Origin of the sequence: Burkholderia anthina, from assembly GCF_001547525.1 — a bacterium.
In the GTDB taxonomy this organism is placed as follows: Bacteria; Pseudomonadota; Gammaproteobacteria; order Burkholderiales; family Burkholderiaceae; genus Burkholderia; species Burkholderia semiarida.
The window spans coordinates 1,664,163-1,679,695 of record NZ_LNJP01000003.1 but is presented as its reverse complement, the minus strand read 5'-3'; the positions used below and the strand labels follow the sequence as shown (position 1 = coordinate 1,679,695).

Annotated in this window: 15 protein-coding genes; 5 read left to right on the top strand and 10 right to left on the bottom strand. The window is 66.7% G+C overall.

Annotated elements, in window-relative coordinates:
- The first annotated feature begins 229 nt into the window (after window positions 1-229).
- Window positions 230-1,339 (top strand): 2-aminoethylphosphonate--pyruvate transaminase, encoded by a 1,110-nt coding sequence (locus WS64_RS27540; protein ID WP_060968310.1) that lies wholly within the window; start codon window positions 230-232, stop codon window positions 1,337-1,339.
- A gap of 102 nt (window positions 1,340-1,441) precedes the next feature.
- Here the strand turns inward: WS64_RS27540 and WS64_RS27535 are convergent, their stop codons facing one another.
- The 3 genes from WS64_RS27535 to aroQ are packed head-to-tail and all read right to left on the bottom strand — an operon-like array spanning window position 1,442 to window position 4,143.
- On the bottom strand, window positions 1,442-2,785 hold the full coding sequence (locus WS64_RS27535; RefSeq protein WP_060968309.1) for an MFS transporter: 1,344 nt from the start codon (window positions 2,783-2,785) through the stop codon (window positions 1,442-1,444).
- 36 nt (window positions 2,786-2,821) lie between these two features.
- Window positions 2,822-3,691 carry a shikimate dehydrogenase gene (locus WS64_RS27530; protein ID WP_060968308.1) on the bottom strand — a complete coding sequence of 290 codons (870 nt, stop codon included), beginning with the start codon at window positions 3,689-3,691 and terminating at the stop codon, window positions 2,822-2,824.
- Window positions 3,688-4,143, bottom strand: a complete 456-nt coding sequence (gene aroQ / locus WS64_RS27525; RefSeq protein WP_059641647.1) for a type II 3-dehydroquinate dehydratase — start codon at window positions 4,141-4,143, stop codon at window positions 3,688-3,690. Before aroQ ends, WS64_RS27530 begins: the two co-directional genes overlap by 4 nt.
- Window positions 4,144-4,400: 257 nt before the next feature.
- On the opposite strand from aroQ, the gene WS64_RS27520 reads away from it, so the two are divergent.
- Entirely contained in the window at window positions 4,401-6,293 is a 1,893-nt protein-coding gene (locus WS64_RS27520) for a bifunctional sugar phosphate isomerase/epimerase/4-hydroxyphenylpyruvate dioxygenase family protein (protein ID WP_059582128.1), read from the top strand.
- 190 nt (window positions 6,294-6,483) lie between these two features.
- Here WS64_RS27520 and WS64_RS33750 read toward each other — a convergent pair whose 3' ends face one another.
- Together WS64_RS33750 and WS64_RS33745 are read right to left on the bottom strand one after the other, a co-directional pair.
- The gene (locus tag WS64_RS33750; RefSeq protein ID WP_081103970.1) at window positions 6,484-6,900 is read right to left on the bottom strand and encodes a type II toxin-antitoxin system HicB family antitoxin; all 417 of its coding nucleotides are present in this window, start codon (window positions 6,898-6,900) and stop codon (window positions 6,484-6,486) included.
- A 159-nt stretch (window positions 6,901-7,059) separates the two neighbouring features.
- Entirely contained in the window at window positions 7,060-7,242 is a 183-nt protein-coding gene (locus WS64_RS33745) for a type II toxin-antitoxin system HicA family toxin (protein ID WP_081059224.1), read from the bottom strand.
- A gap of 280 nt (window positions 7,243-7,522) precedes the next feature.
- Here WS64_RS33745 and WS64_RS27515 point away from each other — a divergent pair, with 280 nt between their 5' ends.
- Window positions 7,523-7,786, top strand: coding sequence for a hypothetical protein (locus WS64_RS27515; protein WP_006489463.1), 264 nt, complete (start codon window positions 7,523-7,525; stop codon window positions 7,784-7,786).
- Between the two features lie 133 nt (window positions 7,787-7,919).
- On the opposite strand, the gene WS64_RS27510 is transcribed toward WS64_RS27515, so the two are convergent.
- Window positions 7,920-8,714, bottom strand: coding sequence for an AraC family transcriptional regulator (locus WS64_RS27510; RefSeq protein WP_059582127.1), 795 nt, complete (start codon window positions 8,712-8,714; stop codon window positions 7,920-7,922).
- A 555-nt stretch (window positions 8,715-9,269) separates the two neighbouring features.
- Between WS64_RS27510 and WS64_RS27505 the strand changes: the two genes are divergently transcribed.
- Together WS64_RS27505 and WS64_RS27500 are read left to right on the top strand one after the other, a co-directional pair.
- Window positions 9,270-10,448 carry a branched-chain amino acid ABC transporter substrate-binding protein gene (locus WS64_RS27505; protein WP_060968307.1) on the top strand — a complete coding sequence of 393 codons (1,179 nt, stop codon included), beginning with the start codon at window positions 9,270-9,272 and terminating at the stop codon, window positions 10,446-10,448.
- Between the two features lie 318 nt (window positions 10,449-10,766).
- The gene (locus WS64_RS27500; RefSeq protein WP_059582122.1) at window positions 10,767-12,077 is read left to right on the top strand and encodes an MFS transporter; all 1,311 of its coding nucleotides are present in this window, start codon (window positions 10,767-10,769) and stop codon (window positions 12,075-12,077) included.
- A 113-nt stretch (window positions 12,078-12,190) separates the two neighbouring features.
- Here the strand turns inward: WS64_RS27500 and WS64_RS27495 are convergent, their stop codons facing one another.
- The 4 genes from WS64_RS27495 to garD form a co-directional block, all read right to left on the bottom strand.
- Window positions 12,191-12,628, bottom strand: a complete 438-nt coding sequence (locus tag WS64_RS27495) for a DoxX family protein (RefSeq protein ID WP_059582218.1) — start codon at window positions 12,626-12,628, stop codon at window positions 12,191-12,193.
- Window positions 12,629-12,816: 188 nt separating this feature from the next.
- Entirely contained in the window at window positions 12,817-13,272 is a 456-nt protein-coding gene (locus tag WS64_RS27490) for an RbsD/FucU family protein (protein WP_059582119.1), read from the bottom strand.
- Window positions 13,273-13,350: 78 nt separating this feature from the next.
- Window positions 13,351-13,743, bottom strand: a complete 393-nt coding sequence (locus WS64_RS27485; RefSeq protein WP_060968306.1) for a nuclear transport factor 2 family protein — start codon at window positions 13,741-13,743, stop codon at window positions 13,351-13,353.
- 181 nt (window positions 13,744-13,924) lie between these two features.
- Window positions 13,925-15,478, bottom strand: a complete 1,554-nt coding sequence (gene garD, locus WS64_RS27480; protein ID WP_059641640.1) for a galactarate dehydratase — start codon at window positions 15,476-15,478, stop codon at window positions 13,925-13,927.
- Window positions 15,479-15,533: the final 55 nt, after the last annotated feature.

Genomic DNA, 15,533 nt, shown 5'->3' with positions numbered 1-15,533 from the left:
CGGGGCACGATCCGGCTCTCCTGTTATCTCCGGGCAGGCCGCCTCGCGGCCCGCCGCGCTACCGCGCTCGGGCTGCGTGTCGCGCGGCAACCGAAGGATCACAGCGTTAGATGACAAAGCCGTGACGAATGCCACAATTTCCAAAAAATGACACATTTTGCCACTATCATGCAAGTCATTCAGAAACGCCGCCCGGCGTTTCCTTCGCCCTTTGCTGGAGGTAAAAACCATGCCCGCCCCGATTTTGCTGACGCCCGGCCCGCTCACCACGTCCGCCACAACACGCCACGCAATGCAACATGACTGGGGGTCGTGGGACGCCGCCTTCAATCAACTGACGGCCAGCGTCTGCGCCGATCTCGTCGCCATCGCCGGCGGTGGCGACGCATACGTGTGCGTGCCGATGCAGGGGAGCGGCACGTTCTCGGTCGAAGCCGCGCTCGGTACGCTGGTGCCGCACGACGGTGTCGTGCTGGTGCCCGACAACGGCGCGTATTGCGCGCGCATTCTGAAGATTCTCGGCAGGCTGGGCATCGACGCGATCGCGTTGCCGTTCGGCGAAGACGCGGCCGTCGACGCGGCGGCCGTCGAGGCCGCGTTCGCGCGCGAGCCGCGCATCACGCACGTCGCGCTCGTGCATCTGGAGACGAGCGCCGGGATCCTGAATCCGCTCGATGCGATCGCGGCCGCGTGCCGGCGGCACGGCAAGCGGCTGATCGTCGATGCGATGAGTTCGTTCGGCGCGCTGCCGATCGCGCTGGCTGGCAGCGGCATCGACGCGCTGATCTCGGCCAGCGGCAAATGCCTCGAAGGCGTGCCGGGAATGGGATTCGCGATCGTGCGGCGCGACGCGCTCGACGCGAGCGAAGGCCACTCGCCGTCGCTCGCGCTCGATCTCCACGATCAGTACGCGTATCTGCGCAAGACGGGGCAATGGCGCTTCACGCCGCCGACGCACGTGATTGCCGCGCTGCGTGCCGCGCTCGACCAGTACCACGCCGAAGGCGGCCAGCCGGCGCGCGGCGCACGCTATGCGGCGAACTGCCGGACGCTGATCGAATCGATGCGCGCGCTCGGCTTCGTGCCGTTCCTCGACGCGAGCGTGCAGGCGCCGGTAATCGTCACGTTTCACGCGCCCGACCATCCGGCCTACGATTTCCGCCGCTTCTACGACGCGGTGCGCGACGCGGGCTTCATCCTGTATCCGGGCAAGCTCACGCGGCTCGAGACGTTCCGCGTGGGCTGCATCGGCGCGATCGACGCGGACGATATCCGGCGCGCGGTCGCCGCCATCGCGGCCGCGGTCGAATCGCTCGGCATCGCGATGCAGCACGCATGAAGTGGGGTGCATGCCGGCCCGCGCGCCGGCGCGCGCACACAAAAAAGCCCGGCGGCCGAATGGCCGCCGGGCGAACGCACCGTGTGTGCGGGGAGCCTGTACTTACAGCTCGATCCGCTTGATGTCGCCGACGACGAAGATGTACGACAGCGCACCGATCAGCGCGATCACGCCGATGAACACGAGCGCGCCGACGAACGAGCCGGTCGACGCGACGATGAAGCCGACGACGAGCGGCGTGATGATGCCGGCGAGGTTCGCCGCGAAGTTGAAGATGCCGCCCGTCACGCCGAGCAGGCCGTCCGGCGCGATGTCCGACACGAGCGTCCAGCCGAGTGCGGCCATGCCCTGCGCGAAGAACGCGACCGACATGATCGCGATCACGGCTTCGTTGCTCTGCACGTAGTTCGCGAGAATGATCGTCGATGCGAGCAGCAGGCCCGCGATGATCGGCAGCTTGCGCGCGAGGTTCGCGGACTTGCCGCGGCGCAGCAGCCAGTCGGAGAAGATGCCGCCGAACATCACGCCGACCGACGCTGCGATGAACGGCATCACCGCGAAGAAGCCGATCTTCAGCCAGCCCATGTGGCGCTCGGTGGCCAGATAGGTCGGGAACCAGGTCAGGAAGAACACGAGCGTCGAATTGCCGGCGAACTGGCCGAGGCAGATGCCCGCGAGCTGGCGCTTCTTCACCAGTTGGCCAACCATCGACCAACTGAACTTGGCCTGCGCCGGCTGATCGCCCTTGTCGCCGTTCTTGCGCGCGCCATGAACGAGACCGCCGCCCGCCTCGATATAGGCCAGTTCCGCCGCGTTCGCGCCCGGATGGTTGCGCGGCTCGTGGTAGAACTTCCACCAGACGAAGCCGAACGCAATGCCGACCGCGCCCACGACCCAGAACAGCGAGCGCCAGCCGAACGCGCCCATCAGCGCGAACAGCACCGGGCTGAAGAACGCGAGGCCGATGTATTCGCCGACGGTATAGGTGCCCGTCGCCATCGCGCGTTCGTTCTGCGGGAACCACGTCGCGACGACGCGGCTGTTGGTCGGGAAGCACGGCGCTTCCGTCACGCCGAGACCGAGGCGGCACGCGAGCAACGTCGCGACGCCCGGCACGAAGCCTTGCAGGAACGTGCACAGCGACCACAGCGTCATCGACCAGTAATAGGTGATCTTGCTGCCGAAGCGGTCGAGGAACAGGCCGCCGGGCACCTGCATCGCCACGTACGTCCACGAAAACGCGGAGAACATGATGCCCATCACGGCCGCATTGATGCCGAGCTCCTTGGTGAGCTGCGGCGCAGCCACGCCCAGCACGGTGCGGTCGAGATAGTTGATCATCGTGCCGATCGCGAGCAGCGCGAGGATCTTGTAGCGCGCCGACGTGCGCCGGACCGTGCCGGCCGCCTGCGCCGACGCGGCGCTCGTGTGGGTGGTGTGCTGCATGGTCGTCTCCTGGTCTCTTTGTGTGTCTGTGAGGGGTCAGCGCGCGACGAGCGACTGAAAGTGATCGAACATCCGCTCGGCGTCGGGCGTGCGCCCGGTGAAGAGCTCGAACGCGTCGACGGCCTGGTACACGGCCATCCCGCCGCCCGGCAGCGTCGCGCAGCCGGCCGCGCGCGCGGCGTGGATCAGTTCGGTTTCGAGCGGGAAATACACGATGTCGGCCACCCACATGCCCGCGTGCAGCAAGTCGGCCGGCAGCGGCAGGCCCGGATGCTTGGCCATGCCGGTCGGCGTGCAGTGGATCAGGCCGGTCGCGGCGCGCATCGCGGCCGCGAGCGCGCCGCCGGACGGCGCGCCGCCCGACACGACCTGCGCGGCGGGGAAGCGCTGCTGCAGCTCGGCCGCGAGCGCGGTGGCGCGCGTGCCGTCGACGTCGAAGATCGTGAGTTCGGCTGCGCCCATCTGCAGCGCCGCGTGCGCGACGGCCGCGCCCGCGCCGCCCGCGCCGAGCTGGACGACGCGTTCGAGCGACGCGCCGGGCAGCCCTCGGCCGAACGATTTCGCGAAGCCCGACCAGTCGGTGTTGTGGCCGATCCGCTTGCCGTCCTTGAACAGCACGGTATTCACCGCGCCGAGCGCGCGCGCGTCATCCGACAACGCGTCGAGGTGCTCGATCACGCGCTGCTTGCACGGGTGCGTGATGTTCAGCCCGTTGTAGCCCATCCGCTGCGCGGCATCGAGCAGTTGCGGCAGCGCGTCGACGCTCACGCCGAGCACGTCGAGATCGAGGCGCCGATACACGTAGCCGAAACCCTGGCGGAAGCCTTCTTCCTCGTGCATCGCGGGCGACAGCGAACCGCCGATACCCTGGCCGATCAGGCCGATCAGAAACGACGGGCGGCTCATCGTGCGGCTTCCTTCGCGAACAGCGTCGCCAGGCGCTGCAGCGCGAACACGTAGCCCTCGGTGCCGCAGCCGCAGATCACGGCTTCGGCGAGCGCCGACACGTACGAATGGTGGCGGAACGCCTCGCGGCGATGGACGTTCGAGATATGCACTTCGATCACCGGCTTCGCGATCGCGGAAAGCGCGTCGGCCAGCGCCACCGACGTATGCGTATAGGCGGCAGGGTTGATCACGATGCCGTGCGTGTCGTGACGCGCGGCATGCAGCCAGTCGATCAGCTGGTGCTCGGCATTCGACTGGCGAAAGTCGATGTCGAGCCCGAGCCCTTCCGCCGCCGTGCGGCAGCGCTGCTCGAGATCCGCGAGCGTTTCCGCGCCGTAGATATGCGGCTCGCGCGTGCCCAGCAGATTCAGGTTCGGGCCGTTCAGTACCAGCACCTTGTGCTTGCTCATCGTGTTTCTGCTCCTGAAACAGGGGCGGACCACGATCGGCGCCGCCCCGAAGACATCGGAATTTGGCGCTAGTGTGCGCCCGGGCGAGCGGGCTGTCTTTTCGGGTTTTCGCTAATTTGTACCATCTAGTTAGTTTGTACAATACGCATCGCTAGCCTAGTAAATTCGGGATATGGCGCGCGCGCCGAACTCAACGACTGGTTCATTCAGGGTCGGTTCGAGCGGCGCCATACCCCGCTCATCCGCAGGAATCGCCCATGCAGCGCTCGATCGCCACCGTGTCCCTGTCCGGCACGCTCGCCGAGAAACTCGCCGCCATCCAGGCCGCGGGCTTCGACGGCGTCGAAATCTTCGAAAACGACCTCGTCTACTTCGACGGATCGCCGGCCGACGTCCGGCGCATGGCCGCCGATCTGGGCCTCGACATCGTGCTGTTCCAGCCGTTTCGCGACTTCGAGGGCGTGAGCGCGGCCCAGCTCGCGCGCAATCTCGACCGCATCAAGCGCAAGTTCGACGTGATGCATGCGCTCGGCACCGACCGCATCCTCGTCTGCAGCAGCGTGGCGGCCGACACGATCGCCGACGACGCGTTGCTCGTCGACCAGCTCGGCGTGCTCGCCGAAGCCGCGCGGCAGGCCGGCGTGGTGGCCGCGTACGAAGCACTCGCGTGGGGCCGCGTCGTGAAGCGGTACGGCCACGCGTGGAAGCTCGTGAATGCGGTGAACAGCCCGCATCTCGGCCTCGCGCTCGACAGCTTCCACACGCTGTCGCTCGACGATTCGCCGGACGCGATCGCCGACATCCCCGGGGACCGGATCGCCTTCGTGCAGATCGCCGACGCGCCGAAGCTCGTGATGGACGTGATCGAATGGAGCCGCCACTACCGCTCGTTCCCGGGCCAGGGCGACTTCGACCTGGCGCGCTTCACCGCGCGCGTGATCGAGTCGGGCTACACGGGGCCGCTGTCGCTGGAGATCTTCAACGACGGCTTCCGCGCGGCGCCGACCGCGCTCACGGCCGCCGACGGCCATCGCTCGCTGCTCTATCTGGAAGACCTGACGCGCGCGCGGCTCGCCCAGGAGGGCCGCGCGCCGGCCGCCAGCCAGCCGCTGTTCGCGCCGCCCGCGCCGCCCGCGCACGTCGGGTTCCAGTTCATCGAATTCGCGGTCGACGCGCAGGCGGCGGCGACCGTCGGCGAATGGCTCGGCCGGATGCGCTTCCGGCTCGCCGGCAGGCATCGCTCGAAGGACGTGACGCTGTTCCAGCACGGCGCCGCATCGATCGTGCTCAATGCCGAGCGCGACTCGTTCGCCGATGCGTTCTTCCAGCAGCACGGGCTGTCGCTGTGCGCGTCGGCGTTTCGCGTCGACGACGCGAAAGTGGCGTTCGAACGTGCGGCCGGCTTCGGCTATGCGCCGTTCTCCGGCCGCGTCGGGCCGAACGAGCGCGTGCTGCCGAGCGTGAAGGCGCCGGACGGCAGCCTCGAATATTTCGTCGACGAAGCGCCGGATGCGCCGACGCTGTACGAATCGGACTTCGTGCTGACCGACATCGACGGCCCGACCGAAGTCGGCCCGCTGACGGGCATCGATCACGTGTGCCTCGCGCTGCCGGCCGACGCGCTCGACACCTGGATCCTGTTCTTCAAGACGGCGTTCGGCTTCGAGGCCGAGCGCAGTTGGCTCGTGCCCGATCCGTACGGGCTGATGCGCAGCCGCGCGGTGCGCAGCGCCGACGGCTCGGTGCGGATCGCGCTGAACGCATCGGTCGACCGTCATACGGCCGTCGCCGAATCGCTCGACCGCTACCACGGCACGGGGCTGAACCACGTCGCGTTCCGCACCGACGACATCGTGAAGACGGTCGCCGCGTTCGCGGCCGACGGCGTTCCGTTCCTGCGCATTCCGGCCAACTACTACGACGATCTCGCCGCGCGTTACGCGCTGCCGGACGAACTGATCGACACGCTGAGCGCGCACCACCTGCTCTACGACCGCGACGAGGACGGCGGCGAATTCCTGCACGCCTATACGGAACTGGTCGACAACCGCTTCTCGCTCGAGATCGTCGAGCGGCGCGGCGGGTACGACGGCTATGGCGCGGCGAATGCGGCCGTGCGGCTCGCTGCGCAGGCGCAGCGCAGGAAATAGGGCGAATCGGGTATCGTGGGCATCGACAGTGGAGGTGGTCCGCGGTTGAAGCAAGGAGGCACGTCCCGCGCGCACCATCGTGGCGAACGAGACAGCCGCGGATCAGCCCGCGCGGGTCACCGCGATCGGCCCGGGGACGCTCATAAAAAAGCCCGCATCTCTGCGGGCTTGTAAGATTAACGGCGCATCTTCATGCAGGTTTGGCATGCGCTTCATGTAAGGCCTCCAACGCCGCACGCGCCAGGAAACCACTCCTGGTTTCGTGACGGGATGCCACATACGCGTCAATCTTATGAAGTACAAATCTTGGCAAACTTATGTTAATACGCTCAGGCTTCGAGTCAAGCTGAGATAAGTCAACGCTCACGAAAGCCCACACAGCCCCTGCGTAGTCCGGGTTGCTTGCCAAATTTTCGATGGTCGAGCAATTAAAGGCGACGTCCTCGCCCAGCTCGATTAAGGTCTCGACATGAGAGACGATTGCTTCTTTTGTGTTCCTGATTGCATCATCGATGGTCTCGCCCCAGGAATGAACGCCCGGTATATCCGGAACAATCACTCCGTAGACGGTCCCATCGTCCTTATGGATTGCGATGGGAAATTCCATGTTTGCCATTCCTTTGTTGTCCTGCTTCCGTGGTAGCACTAGCTTCTCTTATGTACCGCTTATTGACATTCGTCTTATGTGAAGCGACCTTGGTTGCATCAATTTTAAAAGTACTGCTTCCTTCCCCTGCATCCTGTTGGGTCGGTAAAAAACCGCCGGTCACTTCAGACCAGCGGTTTTCAGGATGCTCTTTGTTGTCCCCATTGGCAGGTCCTTGTTCGGGTGTGGAACCGTCGCAAGCCCCGGCTTCGTGGGGTGTTTGAAGTGGTGGTGGCTGCCTTTCGTTCTTACCAAAAACCAGCCGTCCTCTTCTAGCATCCGGATAAGCTCTGTTGAACTCATGGCTCCTCCGCTGTGCTTGTGTGTAATTATACACACGAACAAGGAGGGCACAAGTATTTTTGTGTAGTTGTGTGTATAACGGCAGGCCGTCGCTTGGGCGGGGTGTTCAAGGCGCGGAAACGCCGGGAGGCGGCCTCTGAGGATGACCCTGAGTTATATCCCGTAACCCGTACCGCAGTGCAGCATCGCGCTGCCCGCCCCGATTTTAAGAATCGCTTAAGTCTGCGACGGCACCATCCGCAGCCAGTACCCGATGGTTATCTCGAAAAGGAGGAAAGCGATGAGCGCCGTAGAAGCACCCGCGGGCCGCCCGGCCGCGCCCCCTGCAAAGAAGACGATGCTGCGCCGCCTGCTCAGTCATCATGAAATCGCGACGCTGCTCGTGCTGCTGCACGCACCGATCGGCGCGAACGCCAAACCCGAATTGCCCGCGCTGCAGGAAGCCGGCCTCGTCGAAATGGTCAAGCTCGACCCCGATACGGCCCCGAGCTTCCGGCTGACCGAAGACGGCACGGCCGTCCTGAAAGGGCTCGGCTACCGCTGAGCCGCCGGCTTCAGCCTTTCCCGCCTTACCGCCTTACCGCCTTACCGCCTTACCGCCTTACCGCCTTACCGCCTTACCGCCTTACCGCCTTACCCCGATCCCCGCGACGCGCCGGCCACGCCGGCGAGTGGCGTCACCCCGCCCGCTCCTGCAGCATCAACCGGTATTCCGTCGGCGTCACGCCGACCGTCGCCTTGAACTGGCGCGTGAACGCGCTGTGATCCGTGTAGCCGCATAGCGCGGCGACGTCGGTCACCTTGTCGTGCGTGACGAGCAGCGCGGTGGCCGCGTCGAGCCGCGTCTTCAGCAGCACCTGGCGCGGCGTCAGATGGAACACCTTGTGGAAGTAGCGTTCGAGCTGCGCGACCGACATCCCGGCCATCTGCGCGAGTTGCTTCAGGTTCAGCGGCTGCACGTAGTGATCCTGGATGTGCTGGACCACGTCGGCGAGCCGGCTGTACGCCGGGTGCGATCCCTCGTGCGCCTTCAGGTCGCGCGAGATGCCCGCGAGGCCGACCACCCGGCCCGCGGCGTCGCGCAGCGGCTCCTTGCAGGTCAGGCACCAGCCCGGCTGACGGCCCGGATACAGGTGCAGCTCGAGCTGATCCATCAACTGCTGGCCGGCGTTGATCGTCGCCATGTCCTGTTCGAAATAGCTGCGGCCGAAGCGGCGCGGAAACACCTCGTCGGCCGTCTTGCCGAGCAGGTCGCGCTTGTCCTTGTAGCCGCAGCGCATCGCCAGCGTGCGGTTGACGAGCGCGTAGCGGCCGCTCGCATCCTTCACGAAGAACGCGACGTCCGGCAACGCATCGAACACCGGTTCGAGCAGACGGAAATGCGCGAGCATCGCGCCGAAATCGGCGTTGTCGGGCGGGTCGCGCAACGTGTCGGACAGGCTCATGGGCGGTACGGCAGGCAAGGTCGTCATCCCGGCAACCGCGAAGCGAGTGGCAGATGGCGTCGATTATAGGAGCGCCCCTTCGATCGCGTCGCATCGAACGCGGGGCGGGCAAGACGGTGGCCGGCGGCATCGCGCGCCCCGACAGGTTCCATCGGAGGGGCAATGCTGGTTGCGCACGCAACCAACGCGCCCGGCGTGCGGGCCGGCGACCGTTCCGCCTTCGCCGCAGCCGGCGCCGCGCACCGGATCCGTCATCCTAAAAATGCCGGCGACCCGCGTCTTGGCGGGTTTGCGCATTCGCCATGACGATTTCGGCATATATCAGGGTAATCGACGATATGCCGATATCGTCGCCGGCCACGCATCGAACGCGCAAGACGCCCGTATTTTCGTTACCTAGACTTCGCTTCACGGTCGCGAGACGACCTCCCGCCGCTGCCGCAATCGGCATGCACGCTCGCCGCATCCACGGTCGCGCACGCCGATTCCGGCACAGCCTGCGCAGCAGGCGGCACGCCTGCATGGCCTGCGCATCGGCTTGCGGACCGAACCGTCTCGCCCGGTTTACCGGCGCCGGCCCGCATGCCGGCGGCGGCCCAACCACGCCATCAAGGGGAAGTGAAAGTGAAGCTGAAGGTATCGCACGTCGCGCTGGCCGCTGCCTGCGCACTGTCGGGCGCGCACGCCGTCGCCGCCGACGTCGTCAAGATCGGTTTCGCCGCGCCGCTGACCGGCCCGCAGTCGAATTACGGCACGGACATGCAGAAGGGCGTGCAACTCGCGATCGCCGATTTCAACGCGACGCATCCGACGATCGGCGGCAAGCCCGTCACGTTCCAGCTCGACTCGCAGGACGACCAGGCCGACCCGCGCACCGGCACGACCGTCGCACAGCGGCTGATCGACGGCAACGTCCGCGGGATCATCGGCCACTTCAACTCCGGCACGAGCATTCCCGCGTCCGACCTGTACGATCGCGCGGGGCTGCCGCAGATCTCGATGGCGACGTCGCCGCAATACACGGCGCGCGGCTACAAGACGACCTACCGGCTGCTGACGAGCGACGCGCAGGCCGGCCGCATCGTCGGCACGTACGCGGTGAAGACGCTGCGCTTCAAGCGCATCGCGATCATCGACGACCGCACGGCCTACGGCCAGGGCATCGCCGACGAATTCGCGAAGGCCGTGGAAGCGGCGGGCGGCACGATCGTCAAGCGCGACTTCACGAACGACAAGGCGCTCGATTTCTCGGCGATCCTGACCAACCTGAAGGGCGTGAATCCGGACGCGGTGTTCTACGGCGGCGGCGACGCGCAATCGTCGCCGATGATCCGCAAGATGCGCCAGCTCGGGATGAAGTCGGCGTTCGTGACGGGCGAGATGTCGCGCTCGCCGACGTTCCTGAAGGTCGGCGGCGACGCGGCCGAAGGCGCGATCGTCTACATGGGCGGGCTGCCGAAGGAAAAGATGCCGGGCTTCTCCGGCTACGCGGCACGCTACAAGGCGCGGTTCAACGAAGACGTGATCACGTACTCGCCGTACTCGTACGACGGCACGATCGCGCTGCTCACCGCGATGAAGGACGCGAACTCGACCGATCCGAAGGTGTATACGCCGTATCTCGGCAAGGTCTCGATCAAGGGCGTGTCGGCGCCCAGCATCGCGTACGACACGAAGGGCGACCTGAAGGATGCGCCGGTGACGATCTACAAGGTCGAGCGCGGCGCGTTCAAGCCGGTCGATACGATCGCCGGCAACTGACCAGCGAGACCTTGCCCCGCGCGGCGCGCCAGCGGCTCACCGGCCGCCCGCGCCGCGCGCGCTTCGGCGGCATGGTCCGAAGCCGTTCCCGGCGCACGCCCGCGCGCAGGCATTTCGCGCTCCTGTAGAATCCCCCCCACCCGCTTTGACGCTTCGTCCGCGCCGCGCCCCATCCTGGTGCGGCGGCACGTGTTTCGCGCCTCACCCGGCACGCGGCACGCCTCGACGACGCAAGCCGCGCCTTGCCAGTCCATGCCGAAAAGCGGGCCCTGGAGACGCAGCACCGACAACTACATTCGAAAACCGATCGTCCTGACCATGCAAGCTTCCGAATTGAGCGGCGTGCCTCGCGCCGCCGAACGCGCGCTCACGCGCAGCGACTACAAGACCCTTGGCCTTGCCGCACTCGGCGGCGCCCTCGAGTTCTACGACTTCATCATCTTCGTGTTCTTCGCGCCGGCGATAGGACAACTCTTCTTCCCGCACGACATTCCCGACTGGCTGCGCCAGTTGCAGACGTTCGGCATCTTCGCGGCCGGCTATCTCGCGCGCCCGCTCGGCGGCGTGATCATGGCGCACTTCGGCGACCTGTTCGGCCGCAAGCGCATGTTTACGCTGAGCGTGCTGATGATGTCGGTGCCGACGCTGCTGATGGGCCTGCTGCCGACCTACGACACGATCGGCATCCTCGCGCCGGTGTTGCTGCTGCTGTTCCGCGTGCTGCAGGGCGCGGCGGTGGGCGGCGAAGTGCCGGGCGCGTGGGTGTTCGTGTCCGAGCACGTGCCGTCGCGCCATATCGGCTATGCATGCGGCACGCTGACCGCGGGCCTCACGGCCGGCATCCTGCTCGGCTCGCTCGTCGCGGCCGGCATCAACAGCCGCTACTCCGCGGCGGAAGTCGGCGCGTTCGCGTGGCGGATCCCGTTCCTGCTCGGCGGCGTGTTCGGGCTGTTCTCCGTGTACCTGCGCCGCTGGCTGCACGAAACGCCGGTATTCGCCGAGATGAAGGCGAAGAAGGCGCTCGCGGCCGAGATTCCGCTGAAGGCGGTGCTGCGCGACCACGGCCGCGCGGTGATCGTGTCGATGCTGCTCACGTGGATGCTGTCGGCCGCGATCGTCGTCGTGATCCTGATGACGCCCGCACTGCTGCAAAAGCAGTTCCACCTGTCGCCCGCGACGACGCTGTTCGCGAACAGCGTCGCGACGCTGTGCCTGACGGCCGGCTGCATCACCGCCGGCTCGCTCGCGGGCTGGATCGGCGCCAAGCGCGTGCTCGCGATCGGCGGCATCGGGCTGGCCGCGTGCTATTACCTGCTGTTCGCGCAGGTCGCGGCCGATGCGTCGACACTGCCGCTCTACTACGGGATCGCGGGCTTCATGGTCGGCACGATCGGCGCGGTGCCGTTCGTGATGGTCAAGAGCTTCCCGGCCGTCGTGCGCTTCTCGGGCATCTCGTTCTCGTACAACGTCGCGTATGCGATCTTCGGCGGCCTCACGCCGGTGATCGTGTCGCTGATGATGAAGTCGAATCCGCTCGCACCGGTCGTGTACGTCGCGGCGATCTGCGTGCTCGGCGCGATCGCGGTGCAATTCTCGAAGGATGCGAAGGACGTGAAGGACGCACGCTGAACGTCGGCGCGCACGCGCCGGCCGGATGAACGAAGGGCCGAATCCCGCGGCGTGCGGGATTCGGCCCTTTTGATTTGCGACGGCGCAGCGGCGACGGCGCAGGCGTGCTCAATTCAACGCAGCACGCCGTACGACGAACTCGGCCGACGCAGCGCGTCGATGCTCGCGCCGCCGGCGCCGGTGACGAACAGCAGCAGGAAACCGCCCGCGATCGCGACGTTCTTCCAGAAGTGAATCACCATGTCGTGCTGGACGGCGGCGCTCGTCGCGTCCCAGAAATTGTGCCCGACCATCGCGGTCGCGATCGTGTAGACCGCCATCAGCAACGCGAGCGGCCGTACCTTGTAGCCGACGATCAGCAGCAGGCCGCCCAGCCCCTCGATCGCGACGACGATCGGCGCGACGACCTGTTGATAAGGCACGTTCATCCCGTGCAGATACGCGACGAAGTCGCTGTAGCCAAGCAGCTTCATGATGCCGCCCCACAAGAACAACGCCGCCAGCGCCAGGCGCGCGAAAAAAATGACGCCGGAATCGACGGTACGCGTCATGCCTTTCTCCTCGTATGCAATTCGGGCGTCCGCGCCGGGCGCGCCCGGGCGGTTCGGGGCCGCGCGGCCCGGCAGGGCGCGCGGCAAATGGGCCAGCATAGAGGGTCTTTTCGCGGTGTCCAAGAGCTTGTAGCAAATCTTTACAACGCGGCGGCCGCACCGGCAACCCGGCGCGATGAAAAACGCGTTTAGCCCGCGTCGCTCAACAACACGCCTTTCTTGAAGATGAAGCAGCCGTAGCCGCGCGTTTCGCCGGTGACGATCACTGCGTACGCCTGCTGCGCGCGCTCGTAGAACGCGAAACGTTCGACGCCGGCAAGCGGCACCGCGCGCCCTTCCGCGCGGTCGATCTCGGCCTGCACTTCGCGCTGCACGGGCGGCACCGCGGCCGCGTCGCCCACTACTTCCATCCGCCACGCGGGCGTGTCGACGAACGTATCGAGCGGCAGCACCGACAGCACGGCGCGCACGACGCGCGCCGAATCGGCGCCGTCGATGCGCAGCGCGCGGCCGACCACCGTGTGCTCCGCGACGGATTCCGCCGGAAAATTCGCATCGCAGATCGCGATTTCGTCACCGTGGCCCATCGCGCGCAGCGTGTGCAGGATGTCGGCGTGCAGCAGCGGGTCGAGATTCTTCAGCATGTCGGTTGTCTCCGGGATCAGGAACGAATCGCATAACGTTACCCGATCCCGGCGGCCGCTGCGCATGTGCCGTTCGCGTCACGCCGCCGCGGCCGGCATTTCGTCGATGAAACCCGTGACCGAAGCGAGGCGGCCCGATGCGTCGACGGTGCCGAAGTCCGAACCCTTCACGATCGCCGCGCCGTCGGGCGACACGAGCGCCCACGAGAACCGCAGGTGCTGGCCGAACGCGTCGACGTCGGTCGTGCGGCGGAAGCGGTACGCGGGGAAGCGTTGTTGCACGGCGGCGATCATCGTGTCGATGCCCGCGTGGCCGTCGCCCGCCATCAGCGGATCGCGATAGGCCGCGTCGCTCGCGTACGTCGCGTCGATCAGCGCACGACGGCGTGCGCCGTCGGGTTCGTTCCACGCGGCGAAGTAGCTGTCGATCAGGTCGGCATGCACGGACGATGCGGATTGAGCGGTGTTCATGGCGAGGCTCCTTGTGTCGGTGGACGATATCGCGAACGTTTCGTGTCCGCGTACCGCCATCGTCGCCGGTCTCGCGCGGGCGGTCGATTACGCAAGAGGTAAGGAGATCGCACGTGCGCCATCCCGAAAGAAAACGGGCGCCCGAAGGCGCCCGCATCGCGTACCGTCGCTGCCGCGCGCGTCAGGTCACCGGCGCCGGATTGAACAGCGTCAGCGCATTCGCGAGCTTCCATTGCTCGGCCCACGTGCGGCGCTTGCCGCTCGCGACGTCGAGCATCAGCCGGAACAGTTCCCAGCCCGTGTCCTCGATCGTCGCCGCGCCGGTCGCGATCCGCCCCGCATCGAGATCCATCAGGTCGTGCCAGCGGCGCGCGAGATCGCTGCGCGTCGCCACCTTGATCACCGGCACCTGCGCGAGGCCGTACGGCGTGCCGCGGCCGGTCGTGAAGATGTGCAGGTTCATCCCCGCCGCGAGCTGCAGCGTGCCGCAGATGAAGTCGCTCGCGGGCGTCGCCGCATACAGCAGCCCCTTCTGCCGTGCACGATCGCCAGGGCGCACGACGCCGGCGATCGGCGCGCTGCCCGACTTCACGATCGATCCCATCGCCTTCTCGACGATGTTCGACAGGCCGCCCTTCTTGTTGCCCGGCGTCGTGTTCGCGCTGCGGTCGACACGGCCGCGCGCCAGATAGCGATCGTACCAGTCCATCTCGCGAATGATCTCGCGGGCGACGGTCTCGTTCGCCGCGCGCGACGTGAGCTGCGCGACGCCATCGCGCACTTCGGTCACTTCGGAGAACATGATCGTCGCGCCGGCGCGCACGAGCAGGTCGGCCGCGAAGCCGACGGCCGGGTTCGCGGTGAGCCCCGAGAACGCGTCGCTGCCGCCGCACTGCACGCCGACGACGAGATCCGACGCGGGGCAGGTCTCGCGGCGGCGGCGGTTTAACCGCTCGAGATGCGATTCGGCCATCTTCATGATCGAGTCGATCATCGAGTTGAAGCCGACGTGCGCGGCGTCCTGCAGGCAGACGACGCCGCCGTTGTCGCTCGCGCCGTCGGCGGCCACCGGAATCGCGCCCGGCGGCAGCAGGCGCTCGGGCTGCAGCTTCTCGCAGCCGAGGCTCACCGTCATCACCTCGCCGCCGAAGTTCGGGTTCAGGCTGATGTTGCGCAGCGTACGGATCGGGATGTCGGCGTCGGGCGCATCGATCGCGACGCCGCAGCCGTACGTATGTTCGAGCCCGACCACGTCGTCGACGTTCGGGTAGCGCGGCAGCAGTTCGTCCTTGATCCGCTTCACCGCGTGCTCGACGACGCCCGACACGCACTGCACGGTCGTCGTGATCGCGAGGATGTTGCGCGTGCCGACCGAGCCGTCGGCATTGCGGAAACCCTCGAACGTATAGCCTTCGAGCGGCTCGAGCGGCGGCGCGGCGCGCGTGGCGAGCGGCAGGTCGTCGAGCCCCGGCGGCTCGGGCATGCGCATCGTGCGCTCGTTGACCCAGCTGCCGCGCCGCAGGTCGGTCAGCGCATAGCCGATCACCACGTTGTAGCGAATGACCGGGTCGCCGGCCGCGAGGTCGACGAGCGCGACCTTGTGCCCCTGCGGCACGCCTTCGCGCAGCGTCAGCCCGTCGGCGAACGTCGCGCCTTCGGGCAAACCGCCGTCGTTGACGACGATCGCGACGTTGTCGTCCGCATGCACGCGGATGTAGAGAGGGGAAGCAGTCATCGGAATTCCTGGAAGCAGTCTGCGATATCGTTAGTCATCATATGACATTCAACCG

Bases quoted from the DNA above. Each gene is read 5' to 3' on its own strand.
- WS64_RS27540 (WP_060968310.1), top strand. From the start codon at position 230: ATGCCCGCCCCGATTTTGCTGACGCCCGGCCCGCTCACCACGTCCGCC.
- WS64_RS27535 (WP_060968309.1), bottom strand. From the start codon at position 2,785: ATGCAGCACACCACCCACACGAGCGCCGCGTCGGCGCAGGCGGCCGGC.
- WS64_RS27530 (WP_060968308.1), bottom strand. From the start codon at position 3,691: ATGAGCCGCCCGTCGTTTCTGATCGGCCTGATCGGCCAGGGTATCGGC.
- aroQ (WP_059641647.1), bottom strand. From the start codon at position 4,143: ATGAGCAAGCACAAGGTGCTGGTACTGAACGGCCCGAACCTGAATCTG.
- WS64_RS27520 (WP_059582128.1), top strand. From the start codon at position 4,401: ATGCAGCGCTCGATCGCCACCGTGTCCCTGTCCGGCACGCTCGCCGAG.
- WS64_RS33750 (WP_081103970.1), bottom strand. From the start codon at position 6,900: ATGGAATTTCCCATCGCAATCCATAAGGACGATGGGACCGTCTACGGA.
- WS64_RS33745 (WP_081059224.1), bottom strand. From the start codon at position 7,242: ATGAGTTCAACAGAGCTTATCCGGATGCTAGAAGAGGACGGCTGGTTT.
- WS64_RS27515 (WP_006489463.1), top strand. From the start codon at position 7,523: ATGAGCGCCGTAGAAGCACCCGCGGGCCGCCCGGCCGCGCCCCCTGCA.
- WS64_RS27510 (WP_059582127.1), bottom strand. From the start codon at position 8,714: ATGACGACCTTGCCTGCCGTACCGCCCATGAGCCTGTCCGACACGTTG.
- WS64_RS27505 (WP_060968307.1), top strand. From the start codon at position 9,270: ATGCCGGCGGCGGCCCAACCACGCCATCAAGGGGAAGTGAAAGTGAAG.
- WS64_RS27500 (WP_059582122.1), top strand. From the start codon at position 10,767: ATGCAAGCTTCCGAATTGAGCGGCGTGCCTCGCGCCGCCGAACGCGCG.
- WS64_RS27495 (WP_059582218.1), bottom strand. From the start codon at position 12,628: ATGACGCGTACCGTCGATTCCGGCGTCATTTTTTTCGCGCGCCTGGCG.
- WS64_RS27490 (WP_059582119.1), bottom strand. From the start codon at position 13,272: ATGCTGAAGAATCTCGACCCGCTGCTGCACGCCGACATCCTGCACACG.
- WS64_RS27485 (WP_060968306.1), bottom strand. From the start codon at position 13,743: ATGAACACCGCTCAATCCGCATCGTCCGTGCATGCCGACCTGATCGAC.
- garD (WP_059641640.1), bottom strand. From the start codon at position 15,478: ATGACTGCTTCCCCTCTCTACATCCGCGTGCATGCGGACGACAACGTC.